This window comes from Rhodosalinus sp. 5P4, from assembly GCF_041365695.1.
Classification (GTDB): Bacteria; Pseudomonadota; Alphaproteobacteria; order Rhodobacterales; family Rhodobacteraceae; genus Rhodosalinus.
This window is the reverse complement of record NZ_JBGFSJ010000001.1, coordinates 154704-171394: the sequence shown is the minus strand read 5'-3', so window position 1 is coordinate 171394 and position 16691 is coordinate 154704. Positions and strand designations below refer to the sequence as shown.

The 16691-nt window shown below is 70.6% G+C and carries 18 protein-coding genes; 15 read left to right on the top strand and 3 right to left on the bottom strand.

Annotation, left to right across the window (positions count from 1 at the left end; all coding sequences use genetic code 11):
* Positions 1-2 precede the first annotated feature (2 nt).
* Both AB6A69_RS00820 and AB6A69_RS00815 read left to right on the top strand, forming a co-directional pair.
* Positions 3-941 (top strand): DMT family transporter, encoded by a 939-nt coding sequence (locus tag AB6A69_RS00820; RefSeq protein WP_371059267.1) that lies wholly within the window; start codon positions 3-5, stop codon positions 939-941.
* A gap of 40 nt (positions 942-981) precedes the next feature.
* Positions 982-1923, top strand: a complete 942-nt coding sequence (locus AB6A69_RS00815) for a DMT family transporter (protein WP_371059266.1) — start codon at positions 982-984, stop codon at positions 1921-1923.
* On the opposite strand, the gene AB6A69_RS00810 is transcribed toward AB6A69_RS00815, so the two are convergent.
* Positions 1844-2542 (bottom strand): thiamine diphosphokinase, encoded by a 699-nt coding sequence (locus tag AB6A69_RS00810; RefSeq protein ID WP_371059265.1) that lies wholly within the window; start codon positions 2540-2542, stop codon positions 1844-1846. The two genes, AB6A69_RS00815 and AB6A69_RS00810, sit on opposite strands and share 80 nt — an antisense overlap.
* A 141-nt stretch (positions 2543-2683) precedes the next feature.
* On the opposite strand from AB6A69_RS00810, the gene AB6A69_RS00805 reads away from it, so the two are divergent.
* Positions 2684-5203, top strand: coding sequence for a hypothetical protein (locus tag AB6A69_RS00805; protein ID WP_371059264.1), 2520 nt, complete (start codon positions 2684-2686; stop codon positions 5201-5203).
* Between the two features lie 7 nt (positions 5204-5210).
* Here the strand turns inward: AB6A69_RS00805 and AB6A69_RS00800 are convergent, their stop codons facing one another.
* On the bottom strand, positions 5211-5447 hold the full coding sequence (locus AB6A69_RS00800; RefSeq protein WP_371036626.1) for a DUF2842 domain-containing protein: 237 nt from the start codon (positions 5445-5447) through the stop codon (positions 5211-5213).
* Positions 5447-6739, bottom strand: coding sequence for an adenylosuccinate synthase (locus tag AB6A69_RS00795; protein ID WP_371054768.1), 1293 nt, complete (start codon positions 6737-6739; stop codon positions 5447-5449). Before AB6A69_RS00795 ends, AB6A69_RS00800 begins: the two co-directional genes overlap by 1 nt.
* Before the next feature lie 188 nt (positions 6740-6927).
* Here AB6A69_RS00795 and secG point away from each other — a divergent pair, with 188 nt between their 5' ends.
* The 12 genes from secG (at position 6928) to AB6A69_RS00735 (ending at position 16676) form a co-directional block, all read left to right on the top strand.
* Positions 6928-7299: a preprotein translocase subunit SecG gene (gene secG / locus AB6A69_RS00790; RefSeq protein WP_371054767.1), complete on the top strand. Its 372-nt coding sequence runs from the start codon at positions 6928-6930 to the stop codon at positions 7297-7299.
* Positions 7300-7482: 183 nt separating this feature from the next.
* A complete protein-coding gene (locus AB6A69_RS00785) occupies positions 7483-9126 on the top strand; it encodes a CTP synthase (protein ID WP_371054766.1) in 1644 nt (547 codons plus the stop codon).
* Positions 9123-9845 carry a hypothetical protein gene (locus tag AB6A69_RS00780; protein WP_371059263.1) on the top strand — a complete coding sequence of 241 codons (723 nt, stop codon included), beginning with the start codon at positions 9123-9125 and terminating at the stop codon, positions 9843-9845. Before AB6A69_RS00785 ends, AB6A69_RS00780 begins: the two co-directional genes overlap by 4 nt.
* Before the next feature lie 69 nt (positions 9846-9914).
* Positions 9915-10208, top strand: a complete 294-nt coding sequence (locus AB6A69_RS00775; RefSeq protein WP_371036630.1) for a DUF1330 domain-containing protein — start codon at positions 9915-9917, stop codon at positions 10206-10208.
* Between the two features lies 1 nt (position 10209).
* Complete coding sequence (locus tag AB6A69_RS00770) at positions 10210-10659, top strand: TerB family tellurite resistance protein (protein WP_371036631.1); 450 nt, start codon at positions 10210-10212, stop codon at positions 10657-10659.
* Positions 10660-10698: 39 nt separating this feature from the next.
* Positions 10699-11139: a TerB family tellurite resistance protein gene (locus tag AB6A69_RS00765; RefSeq protein ID WP_371036632.1), complete on the top strand. Its 441-nt coding sequence runs from the start codon at positions 10699-10701 to the stop codon at positions 11137-11139.
* Positions 11136-11879, top strand: a complete 744-nt coding sequence (locus AB6A69_RS00760; protein WP_371059262.1) for a phosphate/phosphite/phosphonate ABC transporter substrate-binding protein — start codon at positions 11136-11138, stop codon at positions 11877-11879. Before AB6A69_RS00765 ends, AB6A69_RS00760 begins: the two co-directional genes overlap by 4 nt.
* Positions 11880-11988: 109 nt before the next feature.
* Positions 11989-12765, top strand: coding sequence for an ABC transporter ATP-binding protein (locus AB6A69_RS00755; protein WP_371059261.1), 777 nt, complete (start codon positions 11989-11991; stop codon positions 12763-12765).
* A 47-nt stretch (positions 12766-12812) separates the two neighbouring features.
* On the top strand, positions 12813-13529 hold the full coding sequence (locus AB6A69_RS00750) for a transporter substrate-binding domain-containing protein (protein WP_371036635.1): 717 nt from the start codon (positions 12813-12815) through the stop codon (positions 13527-13529).
* A 56-nt stretch (positions 13530-13585) separates the two neighbouring features.
* The gene (locus AB6A69_RS00745; protein WP_371059614.1) at positions 13586-14470 is read left to right on the top strand and encodes an ABC transporter permease; all 885 of its coding nucleotides are present in this window, start codon (positions 13586-13588) and stop codon (positions 14468-14470) included.
* Entirely contained in the window at positions 14467-15273 is an 807-nt protein-coding gene (locus AB6A69_RS00740; RefSeq protein ID WP_371059260.1) for an ABC transporter permease, read from the top strand. Before AB6A69_RS00745 ends, AB6A69_RS00740 begins: the two co-directional genes overlap by 4 nt.
* Positions 15274-15359: 86 nt before the next feature.
* Positions 15360-16676 carry a glutamine synthetase family protein gene (locus AB6A69_RS00735; RefSeq protein WP_371059259.1) on the top strand — a complete coding sequence of 439 codons (1317 nt, stop codon included), beginning with the start codon at positions 15360-15362 and terminating at the stop codon, positions 16674-16676.
* Positions 16677-16691: the final 15 nt, after the last annotated feature.

Below are 16691 nucleotides of genomic sequence, written 5' to 3'. Positions count from 1 at the left end.
TGATGACCGGTCCCGCCATCCCCGCCATCCGCCCCGACCGCACGCTGGCGGGGATCCTCTGCATGGTGGGCTTCACCGTCGTCGCGCCGATGATGGACGCCTTCGCCAAGGCGACGCCGTCGCATGTGCCGATCCTGCAGATCCTGGCCGCGCGCTTCGGCCTCCAGGTGCTGGTGCTGGTGCCCGTCGCCATTGTCTTCGGGCTCACGACACGGGCGGATCCGCGCGACTGGGGCCTTCACCTGCTGCGCGCGCTCCTCCTGCTGGCGGCCACGGGCATGTTCTTCGAGGCGCTGCGCCACATGCCCATCGCCAACGCGATCGCCATCTTCTTCGTGGAACCCTTCATCCTCACGCTGCTCGGCGGGCTTCTTCTGGGCGAGGAGGTGGGACGGCGGCGGATCGCGGCCTGCGCGGTGGGGTTCGCGGGCGCGCTTCTCGTGATCCAGCCCAGCTTCGCCGATCTCGGGCCCGTGGCGCTTCTGCCCCTCGGGACGGCCTTCTGCTTCGCCTTCTACATGGTGATGACGCGGTCGATGGCGCGGCGCACCCACCCGATCGACCTGCAGGCGAGGACCGCCGTCGCGGCGAGCGCGGTGGTCCTGCCGGTTCTCCTGCTTTTCGAAGGCTCGGGCGTCGCCGCGCTCGACCCGGTGCGGATCGACGGCCTCGCCGTCTGGACGCTGCTCGGCGTGGGCGTCGCGGCCACCGTCTCGCATCTCTTCATCAGCTTCGCGCTGCGCCTCGCCCCGGCGGCGACGATCGCGCCGCTCCAGTATCTCGAGATCGTGGCCGCCACGGCCCTCGGCTACTGGATCTTCGGCGATTTCCCCGGGCTGCTCACCTGGGCGGGCATCGCGGTGATCGTGGGCTCGGGGCTCTACGTCTTCGCCCGCGAGCGCGCGCTCAGCCTGCGCCGCCGCCCCCTGCCCCCGGTCTGAGCCGCTTGCCCGCGCCCGGCGCGCGGCCTAGCCTCGCCGGATGCAGCCCGATCGCCCGCTTCTCGGCATCCTGCTGATGCTCGGTTTCTGCGCCCTCGCGCCGCTCGGGGACGCGGTGGCGAAGATCCTCGGCGGCGTCGTGCCGCTCGGGATGCTGCTGCTGGCGCGCTTCGGGATCCAGGCGGCGATCCTCCTGCCCATCGTGGCCGTCGGGCGGCGGCCCTGGCGGATGCGGGGCCGGGTGCTGGCGCTCGCCTGGGCGCGCACCCTTCTGCACATCGCGGGCATCGCCATGATGTTCTCGGCGTTGCGCCACCTGCCGCTCGCCGACGCCATCGCCATCGCCTACGTCATGCCCTTCATCCTGCTCCTTCTCGGCTGGGCCGTGATGGGAGAGGGGGTCGGCTGGCGCCGCCTCGCCGCCTGCGTCGCGGGCTTCGCGGGCACGCTCCTCGTGATCCGCCCCAGCTTCCAGGAGGTGGGCTGGCCCGCGCTCCTGCCGGTGAGCGTCGCGGTGGGCTTCGCGCTCTTCATGCTGGTGACCCGCGCGATCGCGCGGCAGACCGATCCCCTCGGCCTCCAGGCGGTCTCGGGCGTGATGGCGACGGCGCTCCTCCTGCCCGCGCTCGCGCTCGTGGACGGGCGGGGCGTGCCCGCGCTGGGCCTCGTCGTGCCGCCCTCCGAGGCGCTGTCGCTTCTGCTCCTGCTCGGCGTGCTCGGCACCCTCGCCCATCTGTGCATGACCTGGGCGCTGCGCTTCGCGCCCTCGGCCACGCTCGCGCCGATGCAGTACATCGAGATCCCCTTCGCCACGCTCTTCGGCTGGACGATCTTCCGCGACCTGCCCGATGGCATGGCGGCGGCGGGCATCCTCGTGACGATGGCGGCCGGGCTTTACGTCCTCATGCGGGAGCGGGCCATCGCGCGAGCGGCGCTTGCAGCGCCGCCGCCGCGACGGCAAGGCAGCGCCGGGGCAGGATGACCAGCATGTGCGGCGCCTCGATCCGGATCGAGACCGGGCCCGTGGCGCGATTGGAAGTGCCGATCATGCCCCCCGGCGCGAAGTCGATCCCGTCGATCGGCCAGAAAAGACCGTCCGACTCTCCGCGCACGGGCGCGAGCGGATAGAGCGAGACACGCGTGTCCGCCGCCAGATCGAGGCCGAGCCGCGGCGGGCAGAGGAACGCGACGTCGCGCTCGCCCAGAAGAAGGCAGGGCCGGTCCGCCCGGCGCAGCAGAACCGACTGCGCGGCCAGCAGGTGATCCAGCCGCTCGCCGAGGAAACCCACGCCGATCACCAGCGGCGCGGCGATGCGGCGCAGCGCCTTGTCGAAGTCGGTTGTTTCCTGTTCGGAAACGCAATGCAGCCGCTCGGGGGGAATCGCGGCGCGCGTGGCGGGGTCAAGGCTGTCCAGATCGCCGATCACCGCCTCGGGCACCGCCCCGGCGGCCAGCGCCCGCGCCGCCCCGCCATCCGCGGCCACGAGGCAGGGCGCCAGCGTCAGCGCCGCCGCGATATCCGCGGGGGGCGCAACGCCCGCGCCCACAAGCGTGACAGCGCCGTCGGAGCGCAGAATTTCAACCTCCGGTAGAGAATTCACGCGACGACCTGCCCCTGTCGCTGAAATGGCCACATTTGGACCACGAAATGATACCCTCCAAGGCACAGATTCGGGCCAAAATAGACTGGTATCCTTTGGTAAACAGTCTGTTGTTGGTGCAATGAAGCGGGTGCGTATCCCATGGTCAACAGTAACAAGATCCTCACCGTCTCCTACGGCACCTTCTCGTGCACGCTCGAAGGGTTCGACGATTCCTTCGACACGATGAAGGCGATCGCGGAGTATTTCCGAGACCTTGCCGCTGACGACCGTTACTTCGGCGCCGAGCCGCCCACCCCCGACGCGGAGATGCTGGCCCGCATCGCCGAGCGCGAGATCTCGCGCCGCGTCGAGGCGCGTCAGGAACAGGGCGGTATCGTGCTGCGCCCGTCGCTCGTCGCGCCGCAGGGGCGACCCGGGCCCCAGGCGTCTCGCCCCGAGGACGCGCAGACCGGCGACGGACAGGCAGAGAAGGCAGCGCCGGCCCCGGAGGCGAAGACCGCGAGGACCGAAACGCCCCCCGCCCACAAGCCGGAGCCAGCGCCCGCACCCGACACTGAATCGCCCGCAGCCACCGAGACGCCCGCCCCCGCCGAAACCGCCAGCGCGGAAGACGTGGACGACACGGCCGCTGCCGCTCCCGAAGAGGCCGGTGCGCCGATCGGCGACGAGCGTCCCGAACCGCAGGAGGAAGCCGCGCGGGCCGAGCCCCAGGCGCTCGATGACCACACCGACGCATCGGAAGAGCGGTCCGAAGACGTGGCCGCCGACACCCCGGCCGCGGACGAGACCGGGATCGCAGGGTCGCTCGCCCAGACGGACGCGCTCACCGCCGTCGCGCCGGAGAGTCCCGAAGCGGCAATCGAACCCGCCGCAGACGAGGTCGCGGACACCGGCATCGAGGCGGAGGCGGCGGAGCACGACGCCGTCGACGCCGAGGCATCGCAGGACGAGATCGCCGAGGACGAGATCGCCGAGGTCGAGGTCGCGGCGGAAGACCACGGTGCGGAAGAAACCGCGTCGGAGGAAATCGCCGAGGAGGAGACGCCCGAGGCAGAGGCTGAGGTCGAGGCAGAGACTGAGGCAGAGGCAGAGACTGGGGCAGAGGCCGCGGCTCAGGCCGATGACGAGACCGAGGCCGAGCTCGCCGCGCCCGCCCCGGCGGCGGATCGTCTTTCGGGCGCGCCGCTTGCCGCCAGCGCCGCCGCGGCGGCCGCGATGGCCGCGGACCTGCCCCGCCGACCGGCGGCCGAGACCGAGGCCGCGCCGGCCCCGCGCCCCGAGATCACGCATCCCGACCCGCAGAGCATCGCAGCGAAGTTGCAGCGCATCCGCGCTGCCGTGGCGGGCAGCCTGGCCGGCGCGGATGATGGCGAGGACACGGTGAACCTCTTCACCGATGACGGGCGCCGCGCCGAGAGCGGCGAGACCGGCCAGATTGCCGCACGCGTGCTGCGCGTCCGCCGCCCCGAGCCGGAAGCCGACACCGTCTCGGCCGTGGATCCCGGCACCAGCACCGAAGACAGCGAGGCCGATGTCGCCGCCGACGAGGACCTGCAGCAGGCCTTCGCCGCGCTCGAGGCCGAGCTTGGCGCCGCCCCGGCCGGCGCGGCGGAACTCGACGCGGAAGGCGCTGTCGAGCCCACAGCCGTCGCCGATGCCGAGGATGTGGCCGCTGACGAGGACGACCTCGACGGATGGGATACGGCCGCGCCCCTCGGCGACGCCGAGGAAGAGATCGCCTACGAGGAGGAGATCGAGGTTTCCGAGGCGCTCGTCGTGGAAACGATCGAAGCGGAGGATCCGAGCGCCGGGCAGGACGCCGCGGTCGCCGAGACGGAGGCGCCCGACACGGAAGCGACCGCAGAGGACGAGCGCGAGGCCGGCGAACCGGTGACCGACGCCACGCCCCCGGCACAGCCGGCAGCGGACGACGCGGACACCGATCCGGACAGCGTTTCGGACGCCCTGGCCGCGGCGGCCCGGCGCGCGAGCCGCGAGCCCGAGACCGCACGCCGCGGCGAGGTCACCCGTCTGCTCGACGAGACCGAAGGCCAGATGGACAAGCCCGAGGCGAGCCGCCGGCGCAGCGCGATCGCGCATCTTCGCGCCGCCGTGGCGGCGACGCGCGCCGAGCCGCGGCACGCCGATGCCGAAGCGAGCGAGCAGCCCGAAGAGGCCTACCGTGCCGACCTCGCCGACGCGGTGCGCCCGCGCCGCCCCGGCGCCGGCGGCCACCGCACGCCGCGCCCCGAGGAATCGCGCCCCGCGCCGCTCAAGCTCGTGGCGGAGCAGCGCGTGGACGCACCGGCCGAGGATGCGGGACCGATTCGGCCCCGCCGCGTCACCGCACCGGCGGCCGAAGCGGAGGATCCCAATGGCTTCATCGCCTATGTGGAAGAGCTCGGCGTGAGCGGTCTGCCCGATCTGCTGGAAGCCGCGGCGGCGTATCTCGCCCACGGGGCCGAGGACGGCGGCTTTTCGCGCCCGCAACTCATGGCGAAGCTGCGCGATGCGCAGGCCGACGGGTTCAGCCGCGAGGAAGGCCTGCGACACTTCGGCCAGCTTCTGCGCGAGGGGAAGATCGTGAAGCGCGGCGGCGGCCGCTTCGGCGTCTCCGACGACATTTCGTATCAGCCGGGCGCGCGCGCCGCCGGCTGACAGCCCGTCACCGGTCGTCGTCCTCGGCGGGCGCGTCGGGGTCGCGCTGCCCCACCCCCTTGAAGATGAATTTCAGCGGAAATGCCCAGACCACGCCGAGCGTGACGTAGATCGCCAGTTCCAGCAGGATGCCGGGCCGCTCGAACCACCCGACCACCGTCACGGCGGCCATGATGTAAAGCGGCAGGCCGATCACGAGGATCACCAGCGACCAGCGGCGTCGGGCCTTGTAACTCAGTTCCATCAGTCTGCGAACGGGTCCGTGACGAGAATGGTGTCTTCCCTCCTGGGAGACGTGGAAAGTAGGGCCACCGGGCAGCCGATCAACTCCTCCACCCGGCGAACATACTTGATCGCGTTCGCGGGCAGATCCGCCCAGCTGCGCGCGCCCTCGGTGCTTTCGCTCCAGCCCGGCATCTCCTCGTAGACGGGCGTGAGCCGCGCCTGGCGGTCGGCGGCGGTGGGCAGGTGATCCAGCCTTTGCCCGTCAAGCTCGTATGCCGTGCAGATGCGCAGCCGGTCGAACCCGTCGAGCACGTCGAGTTTCGTGAGCGCGATACCGTTGATGCCCGAGGTGGCGATGGCCTGGCGCACCAGCACCGCGTCGAACCAGCCGCAACGGCGCTTGCGGCCCGTGGTGGTGCCGAACTCGTGGCCCCGCGTGCCCAGGCGCTCGCCATCGGCGTCGTCGAGTTCGGTCGGGAACGGGCCCTCTCCCACGCGCGTCGTGTAGGCCTTGACGATGCCCAGCACGAAATCGATCGCGCCGGGGCCGAGCCCGGTGCCCGTGGCGGCCTGCCCGGCGATCACGTTGGAGGAAGTCACGAACGGGTAGGTGCCGAAATCGATGTCGAGCATGGCGCCCTGCGCTCCCTCGAAGAGAATGCGGCGGCCCGCGCGGCGCGCCTCGTTCAGCACCTTCCAGGCCGGCGCCGCGAAAGGCAGGATCCGCTCTCCCACCTCCGAAAGCGCCGCGAGAAGCGCCTCCCGGTCCACGGGCTCGAGCCCGAGGCCGCGGCGCAGCGCGTCGTGATGGACGAGCGCCCGGTCCACCCGGGCCTCCAGCGTGGCGCGATCTGCGAGGTCGGCCACGCGCACCGCGCGCCGGCCCACCTTGTCCTCGTAGGCCGGGCCGATGCCGCGCCCGGTGGTGCCGATCTTGGCCACCGCGACGGCCGCCTCGCGGGCGCGGTCGAGCTCTCCGTGGAAGGGCAGGATGAGCGGCGTGTTCTCGGCGATCATCAGCGATGCGGGCGTGATCTCCACGCCCTGGTCCCGCAGCGCCGCGATCTCGTCCACGAGGTGCCAGGGATCGAGCACGACGCCGTTGCCGATCACGCTGAGCTTGCCGCCGCGCACCACGCCCGAGGGCAGCGCGTGCAGCTTGTAGGTCTGCCCGTCGATGACCAGCGTGTGCCCGGCGTTGTGCCCGCCCTGGAAGCGGGCGATCACGTCGGCCCGCTCGGAGAGCCAGTCGACGATCTTGCCCTTGCCCTCGTCGCCCCACTGGGCGCCCACCACGACCACGTTCGCCATGCCTGCCGCTCCCGTCCGGCTGCCTCGTTCCGGCGCCGGGTATAGCCGCGCGCGCGCGGCGCGGAAACCGCGAATCCCGGGAATGCCGCAGGGGCAGCCGGGCGCCGCGTCGCGGCGGCCCCGCCTCCCTTGCCCCTGCGCGCCGCATCGCATAAGTAGCGCCGCATCGGCCAGCCACGCGGGGTGCCATGGAAAACGTCTTGCTCATCATCCACCTCCTGCTTGCGCTGTCGCTCATCGGCGTCGTGCTTCTGCAGCGGTCCGAGGGCGGCGGGCTCGGCATGGGCGGCGGCGGTGGCGGCGGCGCGATGTCCGGGCGCAGCGCGGCCACGGCGCTGGGCCGGCTCACCTGGATCCTGGCCATCGCCTTCATCGGCACGTCGATCACGCTGACGATCTTCGCGGCGCAGAACTCCGCGGGCAGTTCGGTGGTCGACCGGCTGGGCAACGAGGCCCCCGCGCAGGACGCGCCAGCCGTGCCGGCGGTTCCCGAAACCGACGGGCTCTTGCCGCCGCCGGCGGCGGACCCCGACGCGCCACTGGTGCCCCGCGCCGAATGAGCCACAAGGGCTTGTTGGGCCCGAACGCAACGTCAACATCATCTTGCGGTCGGCTTGCCAAGGCCCGCCGAATCCTGTAACGATCAAATCCCGTGATGACGCCCGGCGGATGCCAGCGTCCGCACCGGTATGGCGGCAGGATCGGCCCCGACCGCATGGCATATCACGGGGGATCGCCTGCACATGGCCAGGTTCGTATTCATCACCGGCGGCGTGGTCTCGTCACTCGGCAAGGGATTGGCCTCGGCGGCGCTCGGCGCGCTGTTGCAGGCGCGCGGCTTCAGCGTGAGGCTGCGGAAGCTCGACCCCTATCTAAACGTCGACCCAGGCACCATGTCGCCCTTCGAGCACGGGGAGGTCTTCGTCACCGACGACGGCGCGGAAACCGACCTCGACCTCGGCCATTACGAGCGCTTCACCGGCGTGGCCGCCCGCCGGACCGACTCGGTCTCCTCGGGGCGGATCTATTCCAACGTGCTGGAGAAGGAGCGCCGCGGCGACTACCTCGGCAAGACGATCCAGGTCATTCCCCACGTCACCGACGAGATCAAGGACTTCATCCGCATCGGCGAGGACGAGGTCGATTTCATGCTCTGCGAGATCGGCGGCACGGTGGGCGACATCGAGGGCCTGCCCTTCTTCGAGGCGATCCGCCAGTTCGCCCAGGACAAACCGCGCGGACAGTGCATCTTCATGCATCTCACGCTGCTGCCCTGGATCGCCGCGTCGGGGGAGCTCAAGACCAAGCCCACCCAGCACTCCGTGAAGGAGCTGCGCTCCATTGGCATCGCCCCCGACATCCTGGTCTGCCGCTCGGAAAAGCCCATCCCGCAGAAGGAGCGCGACAAGCTCGCGCTCTTCTGCAACGTGCGGCCCGAGGCGGTGATCGCGGCCTACGACCTGAAGTCGATCTACGAGGCGCCGCTGGCCTACCACCGCGAGGGGCTGGACCAGGCGGTGCTCGACGCTTTTCAGATCTCGCCCGCGCCGCGGCCGGATCTGGCGCGCTGGGAGGACGTGGCCGACCGCGTCTTCAACCCCGAGGGCGAGGTGAACGTCGCGATCGTCGGCAAGTACACCCAGCTCGAGGACGCCTACAAGTCCATCGCGGAGGCGCTCACCCATGGCGGCATGGCCAACCGGGTGAAGGTCAATTCCGAATGGATCGACGCCGAGATCTTCGAGCGCGAGGACCCCGCGCCATACCTGGAAGGCTTCCATGCGATCCTCGTGCCCGGCGGCTTCGGCGAGCGGGGCACCGAGGGCAAGATCCGCGCCGCGCAATTCGCGCGCGAGCATGACGTGCCCTATCTCGGCATCTGCCTCGGCATGCAGATGGCGGTGATCGAGGCCGCGCGGAACGCCGCGGGGCTCGCGGACGCGGGCTCGGAGGAGTTCGACCACGAGGCCGGGCGCAAGCGTTTCACGCCCGTCGTCTATCACCTCAAGGAATGGGTGCAGGGCAACGCGACGGTCGCGCGGCGCCCCGACGACGACAAGGGCGGCACGATGCGGCTGGGCTCCTACGACGCGGTTCTGGAGCCCGGCTCCAAGGTGGCGGAGGTCTACGGTGCGACCCGGATCGAGGAGCGCCACCGCCACCGCTACGAGGTGGACATCGCGTATCGCGACAAGCTGGAGGCCGCGGGGCTGCGCTTTTCGGGCATGTCGCCGGACGGGCGCCTGCCCGAGATCGTGGAATGGCCCGAGCACCCGTGGTTCATCGGCGTGCAGTTCCATCCCGAGCTCAAGTCCAAGCCCTTCGACCCGCACCCGCTCTTTAGGGATTTCATCCGCGCGGCGAAGGACGTGAGCCGGCTGGTATGATGGGCCGCGCCCGGCGCCTCTGCGCGGGCCTCGCGGCGTCCCTCCTGTCGGCGCTGGCGGCCCCGGCCGCCGCGGAGCGCATAACGCCCCTGCCCTACGAGGAGCTTCCGCCGCTCGCGCCCGAGCTTCTGACCTTCGAGCGCCTGCCGGCCAAGCCCTACCCCGGCTACGTCTTCGATCACGGCATCGCCTTCGCGGGCGGGCGGATCGGGGAGCGGTTCGCCGGGCAGACGCTCGGGGAGGTCACGCTGGACGAGGGCGGCCCCCACGACGTGCTACGGGGCCGCCCCACCGCCCCGCTCGCGGTGGAGCCGGGCGCCCCGGGCGAGGGGGTGAGCCTGTCGCTCCACTCCGCCTTCCGCAGCATGGCGCTCTACCCGCTCGGGCCCCTCGGCCAGCCCGACCCCGAGGCGCGCGGCGAGGGCGCGGCGGCGATCCTCTTCCACGAGGACGCCTGCGCCTTCGGGCTGCGGGTTCACACCGAATACACCGACGCCTTCGGCGCCAACGAGGGGCATCTGGGCGAGATCGACCTGACCTTCTACGCCCGCGACGGCGCCGAGATCGGCCGGGTGACCGTGCTGGCGCCCGAGCATATCTCCGGCCACGGTTTCCTCGACACGGGCGGGGGCATCGCGGGGGTGACGGTGGAAAACCGCGACCCGGGCGGCATCTCCTTCGACGACGTGCGTTTCGGCTGCCCGAATGTCACCGGCTGAGCACGGCGGCGATTGCAATCGGCCCGCGCCGCGGCCAGACTACGCGGCGCCGTAACGAGGGAGGCAGCCATGCCCAAGGCCTACTGGGTGGCGAACGTGGACGTGCGCGACGCCGACGCATACGCCAAATACCGCGAGGCGAACGCCGAGGCCTTCGCCAAGTATGGCGGGCGCTTCCTGGTGCGCGGCGGCGCGCAGGAACAACGCGAGGGCGCGGGCCACGGTCGTACCGTCGTGATCGAGTTCCCCGATCTCGAGGCGGCGCGCGCCTGCTACGACAGCCCCGAATACCAGCGCGCCAAGGCGATCCGCGACCCGGTCTCGGACGCCAACCTCGTCATCGTGGAAGGCTACGAGGGCTGAGATGTTCCGGCGGATCCTCGCCCGCTTCGCCCATCACGCCCAGCCGGCCGAGATGCTGCCCGAGCCCGACGCCCGCATGGCGCTCGCGGCGCTGCTGGTCCGCGTGGCGAAGTCGGACCATGCCTATCTCTTCGAGGAGATCAGCCGGATCGACCGCATCCTCGCCGCCCGCTTCGATCTGAACCCCGTGGAGGCCGCAAAGCTCCGCGCCGACGCCGAGAAGCTGGAGCGCCAGGCGCCCGGCGACATGGAGCGCCTCGCCCGGGTCATCCGCGAGACCGTGGCCTATCCCGAGCGGCTTGGCATGGTGGGCGCGCTCTGGGAGGTGATGATGGCCGACGGCGAGGCCGAGGAGCACGAGGAGGCCGCCATCGCCGCCATCGAGGCGGCGCTCGGCATCCAGGAGTACGACAGCGCCGAGGCCCGGGCGAGCGCGCGCGCGATCCGCTGACCATTGGCGCGCCGGACCGGCACCGCTATATAGCGCATCATGTTTGCAGATTTCTTCAAGAGACTCTCCGGCCACACGCCCGAAACCCTGCCGGACGAGGACGCCCGGCTGGCGCTGACGGCGTTGCTGGTGCGCGTCGCGCGTTCGGACGGCGATTACGCCGAGGCCGAGCGCGACCTCATCACCCGGATCATCACTGACCGGTTCGAGCTGTCCCGCGCCGAGGCCGAAAGCCTGCGCGGCGAGGGAGAGGCCGCCGAGACCGAGGCGCCGGACACCGTTCGCTTCACCCGCACGATCAAGGACGCGGTCCCGCACGAGGAGCGGCTCGGCGTGATCGAGGCGTTGTGGCGCGTGGTGCTTGCCGATGGGCACCGCGACCACGACGAGGATACGCTGTTGCGGCTCGTGGCGAACCTTCTGGGCATCTCGGACGTGGAGAGCGCCATGGCCCGGCAACGGGTCGCGGACGCCGGTTGATCGCGGCGCTGCCGATGTACGACCGCCCCGAGACGGCGGCGGCGAATGACAGCTTCTGGCGCGCGATCCGGGGCGAGCTGGGATACGGCCCCGAGGCGCTCACCCGGGGGCGCGATCCCTGGGAGATCTGGGAACACCCCGACCTCCTCCTCGCGCAGACCTGCGGCTATCCGTTCCGCACCCGCCTGCGCGATCGCGTGACGCTGGTGGGCACGCCCGATTACGCGCTCGAGGGCTGCCCGCCGGGCCATTACCGCTCCGTCTTCGTGGCGCGGCGCGACGATCCGGGCGACCTGCCGGCCTTCGCGGGCCGGCGCTTCGCCTTCAACGAGGCGCTTTCGCAATCGGGCTGGGCGGCGCCGGCTCACCACATGGCCGAGGCCGGGCTGGGCTTCGGGCCACTCCTGCGCACCGGGGCGCATGCGGCCTCGGCCCGCGCGGTGGCGTCGGGGCGCGCCGATTTCGCCGCGCTCGACGCCCAGACATGGCGCCTCATCGCCGCGCACGACGATTTCGCCGGGGCGCTTCGCGTCATCGCCCGCACGCGGCCCACCCCGGGTCTGCCGCTCATCACGGCGCGGGGCCGCGACCCCGGCCCGATCCTGGCGGCCGTCCGCCGCGCCGCGGAGCGGCTGGATCCGGCGGACCGGACGCGGCTTTGCCTGGCCGGCATCGTCGCCATTCCCGCCGCGGCCTATTTCGAGGTGCCCACGCCGGTACCGCCCGAATCCGACGCATGACAGCACGAATATGCCGGGCGGCCTGTCGGTTTCGCCGGGTTGCGCATTGCATCGCCGCGTGTTTTCCGCCCTAGTAGCGCGAAACCGTGACACCACCGTGAAGGCCGCCTTGTCCGACACCGACCCCGTCATCGAGATCCGGGACCTGCACAAGAGCTACGGCGAGCTCGAGGTCATCAAGGGCGTGGACATCACCGCGCGGCGCGGCGACGTCGTCTCGCTGATCGGCTCTTCGGGTTCGGGGAAATCGACGCTGCTGCGCTGCGCGAACCTGCTGGAAGACAGCCAGCAGGGAGAGATCCTCTTCAAGGGCGAGCCGGTGAAATGGCGCGGGACGGGCCTGCACCGGCACCCGGCGGACCCCAGGCAGGTGCTGCGCATCCGCACCAACCTTTCCATGGTGTTCCAGCAGTTCAATCTCTGGGCGCACATGACGGTCCTGCAGAACGTGATGGAGGCGCCGGTAACCGTTCTGGGCCGCGACCGGCAGGAGGTGGAGACGGCGGCGCGGGGCTATCTCGAAAAGGTCGGCATCGGCGACAAGGCGGATGTCTACCCGGCGCAGCTTTCGGGCGGGCAGCAGCAGCGCGCGGCGATCGCGCGGGCGCTCTGCATGGAGCCCGAGGCGCTTCTTTTCGACGAGCCCACCTCGGCCCTCGATCCCGAACTCGAGCAGGAGGTGGTGCGCGTCATCAAGGATCTCGCGCAGGAGGGGCGGACCATGCTCATCGTCACGCATGACATGAGGATGGCCGCCGATGTCTCTGATCACGTGGTATTTCTTCACCAGGGGCGGATCGAGGAGGAAGGCCCGCCCGAGACCCTGTTCGGCCAGCCGGACTCCGAGCGGCTGAGGGGCTTCCTGTCCTCGACCCAGGCCGCCTGAGAGCGGCCGGCCCGACCAACACCAGTCCAACCAGAGGGAGACCGACCATGAAGAAAATGATCCTCGCAACCGCGGCCCTGGCGCTGAGCGCCGGGCTTGCCAGCGCCCAGGACGTCGTGCGCCTCGGCACCGAAGGCGCCTACCCCCCGTGGAACTTCCTCAACGACGCCGGAGAGGTGGACGGGTTCGAGCGCGAGCTGGGCGACGAGCTTTGCCGCCGCGCCGAGCTGACCTGCGAGTGGGTGACGAACGACTGGGATTCGATCATCCCCAACCTCGTCTCGGGCAACTACGACGCCATCATCGCCGGCATGTCGATCACCGACGAGCGCGACGAGGTCATCGACTTCTCGCAGAACTACACCCCGCCCGATCCGTCGGCCTATGCGGCCGTGTCGGACGGCATCGATGTCGAGGCCGCCGTCATCGCGGCGCAGACCGGCACCATCCAGGCCGGCTACGTCGCCGAGACGGGCGGCACGCTGGTCGAGTTCGCCTCCCCCGACGAGACGATCGCTGCGGTGAAAAGCGGCGAGGCGGACGCGGTGCTCGCCGACAAGTCGTTCCTCGCGCCCATCGTGGAGGAGGATCCGGACCTCATCTTCGTGGGCCCCGACGTGCCGCTCGGCGGCGGCGTCGGCATGGGCTTCCGCGAAAGCGACCAGGAGCTGCGCGACACCTTCGACGCGGCGATCCAGTCGATGAAGGACGACGGCTCGCTGAACGAGCTCATCGCGAAGTGGGACGTCTCGTCCCAGTTCTGATCCCGTGAACGGGGCGGGCCCGCGGGTCCGCCCCTCCATCACGACGGAGCGAGGCCATCTTCGCGTTCTGCACAGATCCCGAGAGCCTCGGGACCCTCCGGTGGCTTGCCTGCTACCTCACCACGGGCAAGCACATGTCGTTCTATGCGGCGTTCGGCACGGTCCTCACCCTGCTCGCCATCACGGCGCCCACCGCGCTGGCCTTCGGCTTCGCCGGCGCCGCCGCCGCGCGGTCGCGGGTTCTACCCGTCTCGATCCTCGGCAAGGGCTACATCGCCGTGGTGCGCGGCGTGCCCGACATCGCCTTCTTCCTCTTCTTCGTGATCGCGCTCGACCAGGGCTTCGAATGGATCCGCCACCAGGCGCTCTGCCCCGACTGGACAGAGGCGGTGCGGCAGGGCAACGACTTCGTGGTCTGCCCCGAGGCCAAGCTGCCCCTCGGCAACGCGCCGCAATGGATGCACGAAATCTACGGCTTCTTCCTCGCCGTGCTGACCTTCGCCATCGTCTTCGGCGCCTTCGCGGCCAACGTGCTCTTCGGCGCGATGCGCGCGGTGCCGCAGGCGCAGATCGAGACGGCGGAGGCCTACGGCATGAGCCGCCGCCAGGCGTTCTGGCGCATCCTCGTGCCACAGATGTGGATCTACGCCCTGCCCGGGCTTTCCAATCTCTGGATGGTGCTCATCAAGGCCACGCCCCTGCTGTTCCTGCTCGGCGTCGAGGATATCGTCTACTGGGCGCGCGAGCTCGGCGGCGCCAAGACCGCGCGCTTCACCGACTACCCCCACGGCGACTGGCGGATGTGGTATTTCCTCGCGCTGCTGGTCTTCTACCTCGCCTTCACCCGCGTCTCCGAGATCGTGCTGGAGCGGCTGACCGTGCGCCTCAGCCACGGGCAGGCGACGGCGCAGGGCGAGGCCCAGCGCAAGGCGGGCGCATGAGCTGCTGGGAGACGATCGGCGATTACGCGCTGCGCTCGGTCGGGATCGGCGAGCGGCTTCTGCCGCGCGACAACTTCACGCTCTGCCAGCAGATCACGCTGATCGGCTCGGGGCTCATCTGGAACGTCTATTTCGGCGTTCTGGCCCTGGCCTCGGGCTTTTTTCTGGCCGTCGCCGTGGCGATGGGCAAGGCGGCGCGCTCGGCCTGGGTGCGCAAACCCTCGGAGTGGTTCATCCTCGTCTTCCGGGGCTCGCCGCTCTTCATCCAGTTCTTCTTCGCCTATTTCTTCTTCCTCAACCTGAAATCCGTCTCGCCCGTCTTCGATTCCCTGACCTCGGCGGGGCTCGGCGCGCTGATCGTGCTGTTCCTCAACACGGCCGCCTATTCCGGAGAGATCTTCTACGGCGCGCTGCGCACGATCCCCAAGGGCGAGACGGAGGCGGCCGACGCCTACGGCTTCACGGGATGGGCGCGGTTCCGGCGCATCGTCTTCCCGACCATGCTGCGGCTGGCCTGGCCGGCCTACACCAACGAGGCGATATTCCTCTTCCACGCCACGACGCTCGTCTACTTCTCGGGCTTTCCGGCCTGGCAGCAGAAAGGCGACGCGCTTTATTACGCCAGCTACTTCGCGGACAAGACGTTCAACCCCTTCGTGCCCTACCCCATCCTCGCGGGCTACTTCATCCTGCTCACACTTGTGATCATATGGCTCTTCGGGGTCGCCAACCGGCGCCTCAACCGGCACATGCCGCAAGAGTTGCGTCGACCCATCCGTTTCCGCCCGAATCTAATTCGCTGAGCGCGCGTCCGCCGGCCGAAGGCGCGCTCGCCTCTGGACACATGTGCCGCCTTCTGTAATTTGATCAAAATTCCGAAGGACGCCCCATGGACCTCTCCCAGTTCCGAACGCTGCGCGCCGCGGCCTGCGATCTCAATGGCCAGATGCGCGGCAAGCGCCTGCCGGCCGGCGAGGCCGAGAAGCTCGAAAACGACGGGCTGCGGATGCCGCTCTCGGCGCTCAACGTGGATCTGTGGGGTCGCGACATCGACGACAGCCCCCTCGTCTTCGCAACCGGCGACCGCGACGGCGTGCTCCACCCGACCGAGCGCGGGCCGGTGCCCATGCCGTGGCTCGCCACCCCCTCCTCGCTGGTGCCGATGTGGATGTCGGACGAAGGCGGCGCGCCCTTCATGGGCGACCCGCGCCACGCGCTCCGCGCGGTGCTGGAACGCTTCGCCGGGCGCGGCTGGCACGTGATCGCGGCCACCGAGATGGAATTCACGCTGGTGGACGATTCGGGCGACGCGCTGCACCCGCCCGCGAACCCGGTGACGGGCCGCCCGCTGCAAGGGCACGCGGTGCTCTCGATCCGCCAGCTGGACGCGTTCGACGCCTTCTTCACCGATCTCTACGAGGGCTGCGCCGCGATGGGCATCCCGGTCCAGTCGGCCACGTCCGAAGCGGGGCTCGGCCAGTTCGAGATCACGCTGGGCCACCGCGCGGCCATGGCCGCGGCCGACGACGCGTGGCTTTTCAAGGCGCTGGCGCGCGGGCTGGCGCGGCGCCACGGGATGGCCGCCACCTTCATGGCCAAACCCTATCCCGACGATGCCGGCAACGGGATGCATGTGCATTTCTCGGTGCTGGACGAGGCCGGGCAGAACGTCTTCGACGATGGCGGGCCGGAGGGCTCCGCGCTTCTCCGGCAGGCGGTGGCGGGCTGCCTGCGGGCGATGCCGGCCTCGACGCTGGTCTTCGCGCCGCACGGTGCGAGCTACGACCGCCTCGTGCCCGGCGCGCACGCGCCCACCGGCGCCGGCTGGGGCTACGAGAACCGCACCGCCGCGATCCGCATCCCGAGCGGTCCGACCAGGGCGCGGCGGATCGAGCATCGCGTTGCGGGCGGCGACATCACGCCCTACCTGCTGATGGCCGCCGTGCTGGGCGCGGCCTTTTCCGGCATCGAGGACGCGCTCGAGCCGCCGGCGCCGCTGACCGGCAACTGCTACGAGCAGGACCTTCCGCAACTCGCCCCGAGCTGGGCCGAGGCGATCGAGGTGCTGGAAGGCGACTCGCTGATGGCGCGCATCCTTCCCCCGCTGCTGATCGAGAACCTGTGCCGGACCAAGCGGCAGGAGCTCGCCCGCTTCGCCGAACTGCCGGCCGAAAAGCACTGGCAGTCCTACCTGGAAGCCGTCTGACCCCCTTGTGAGGGG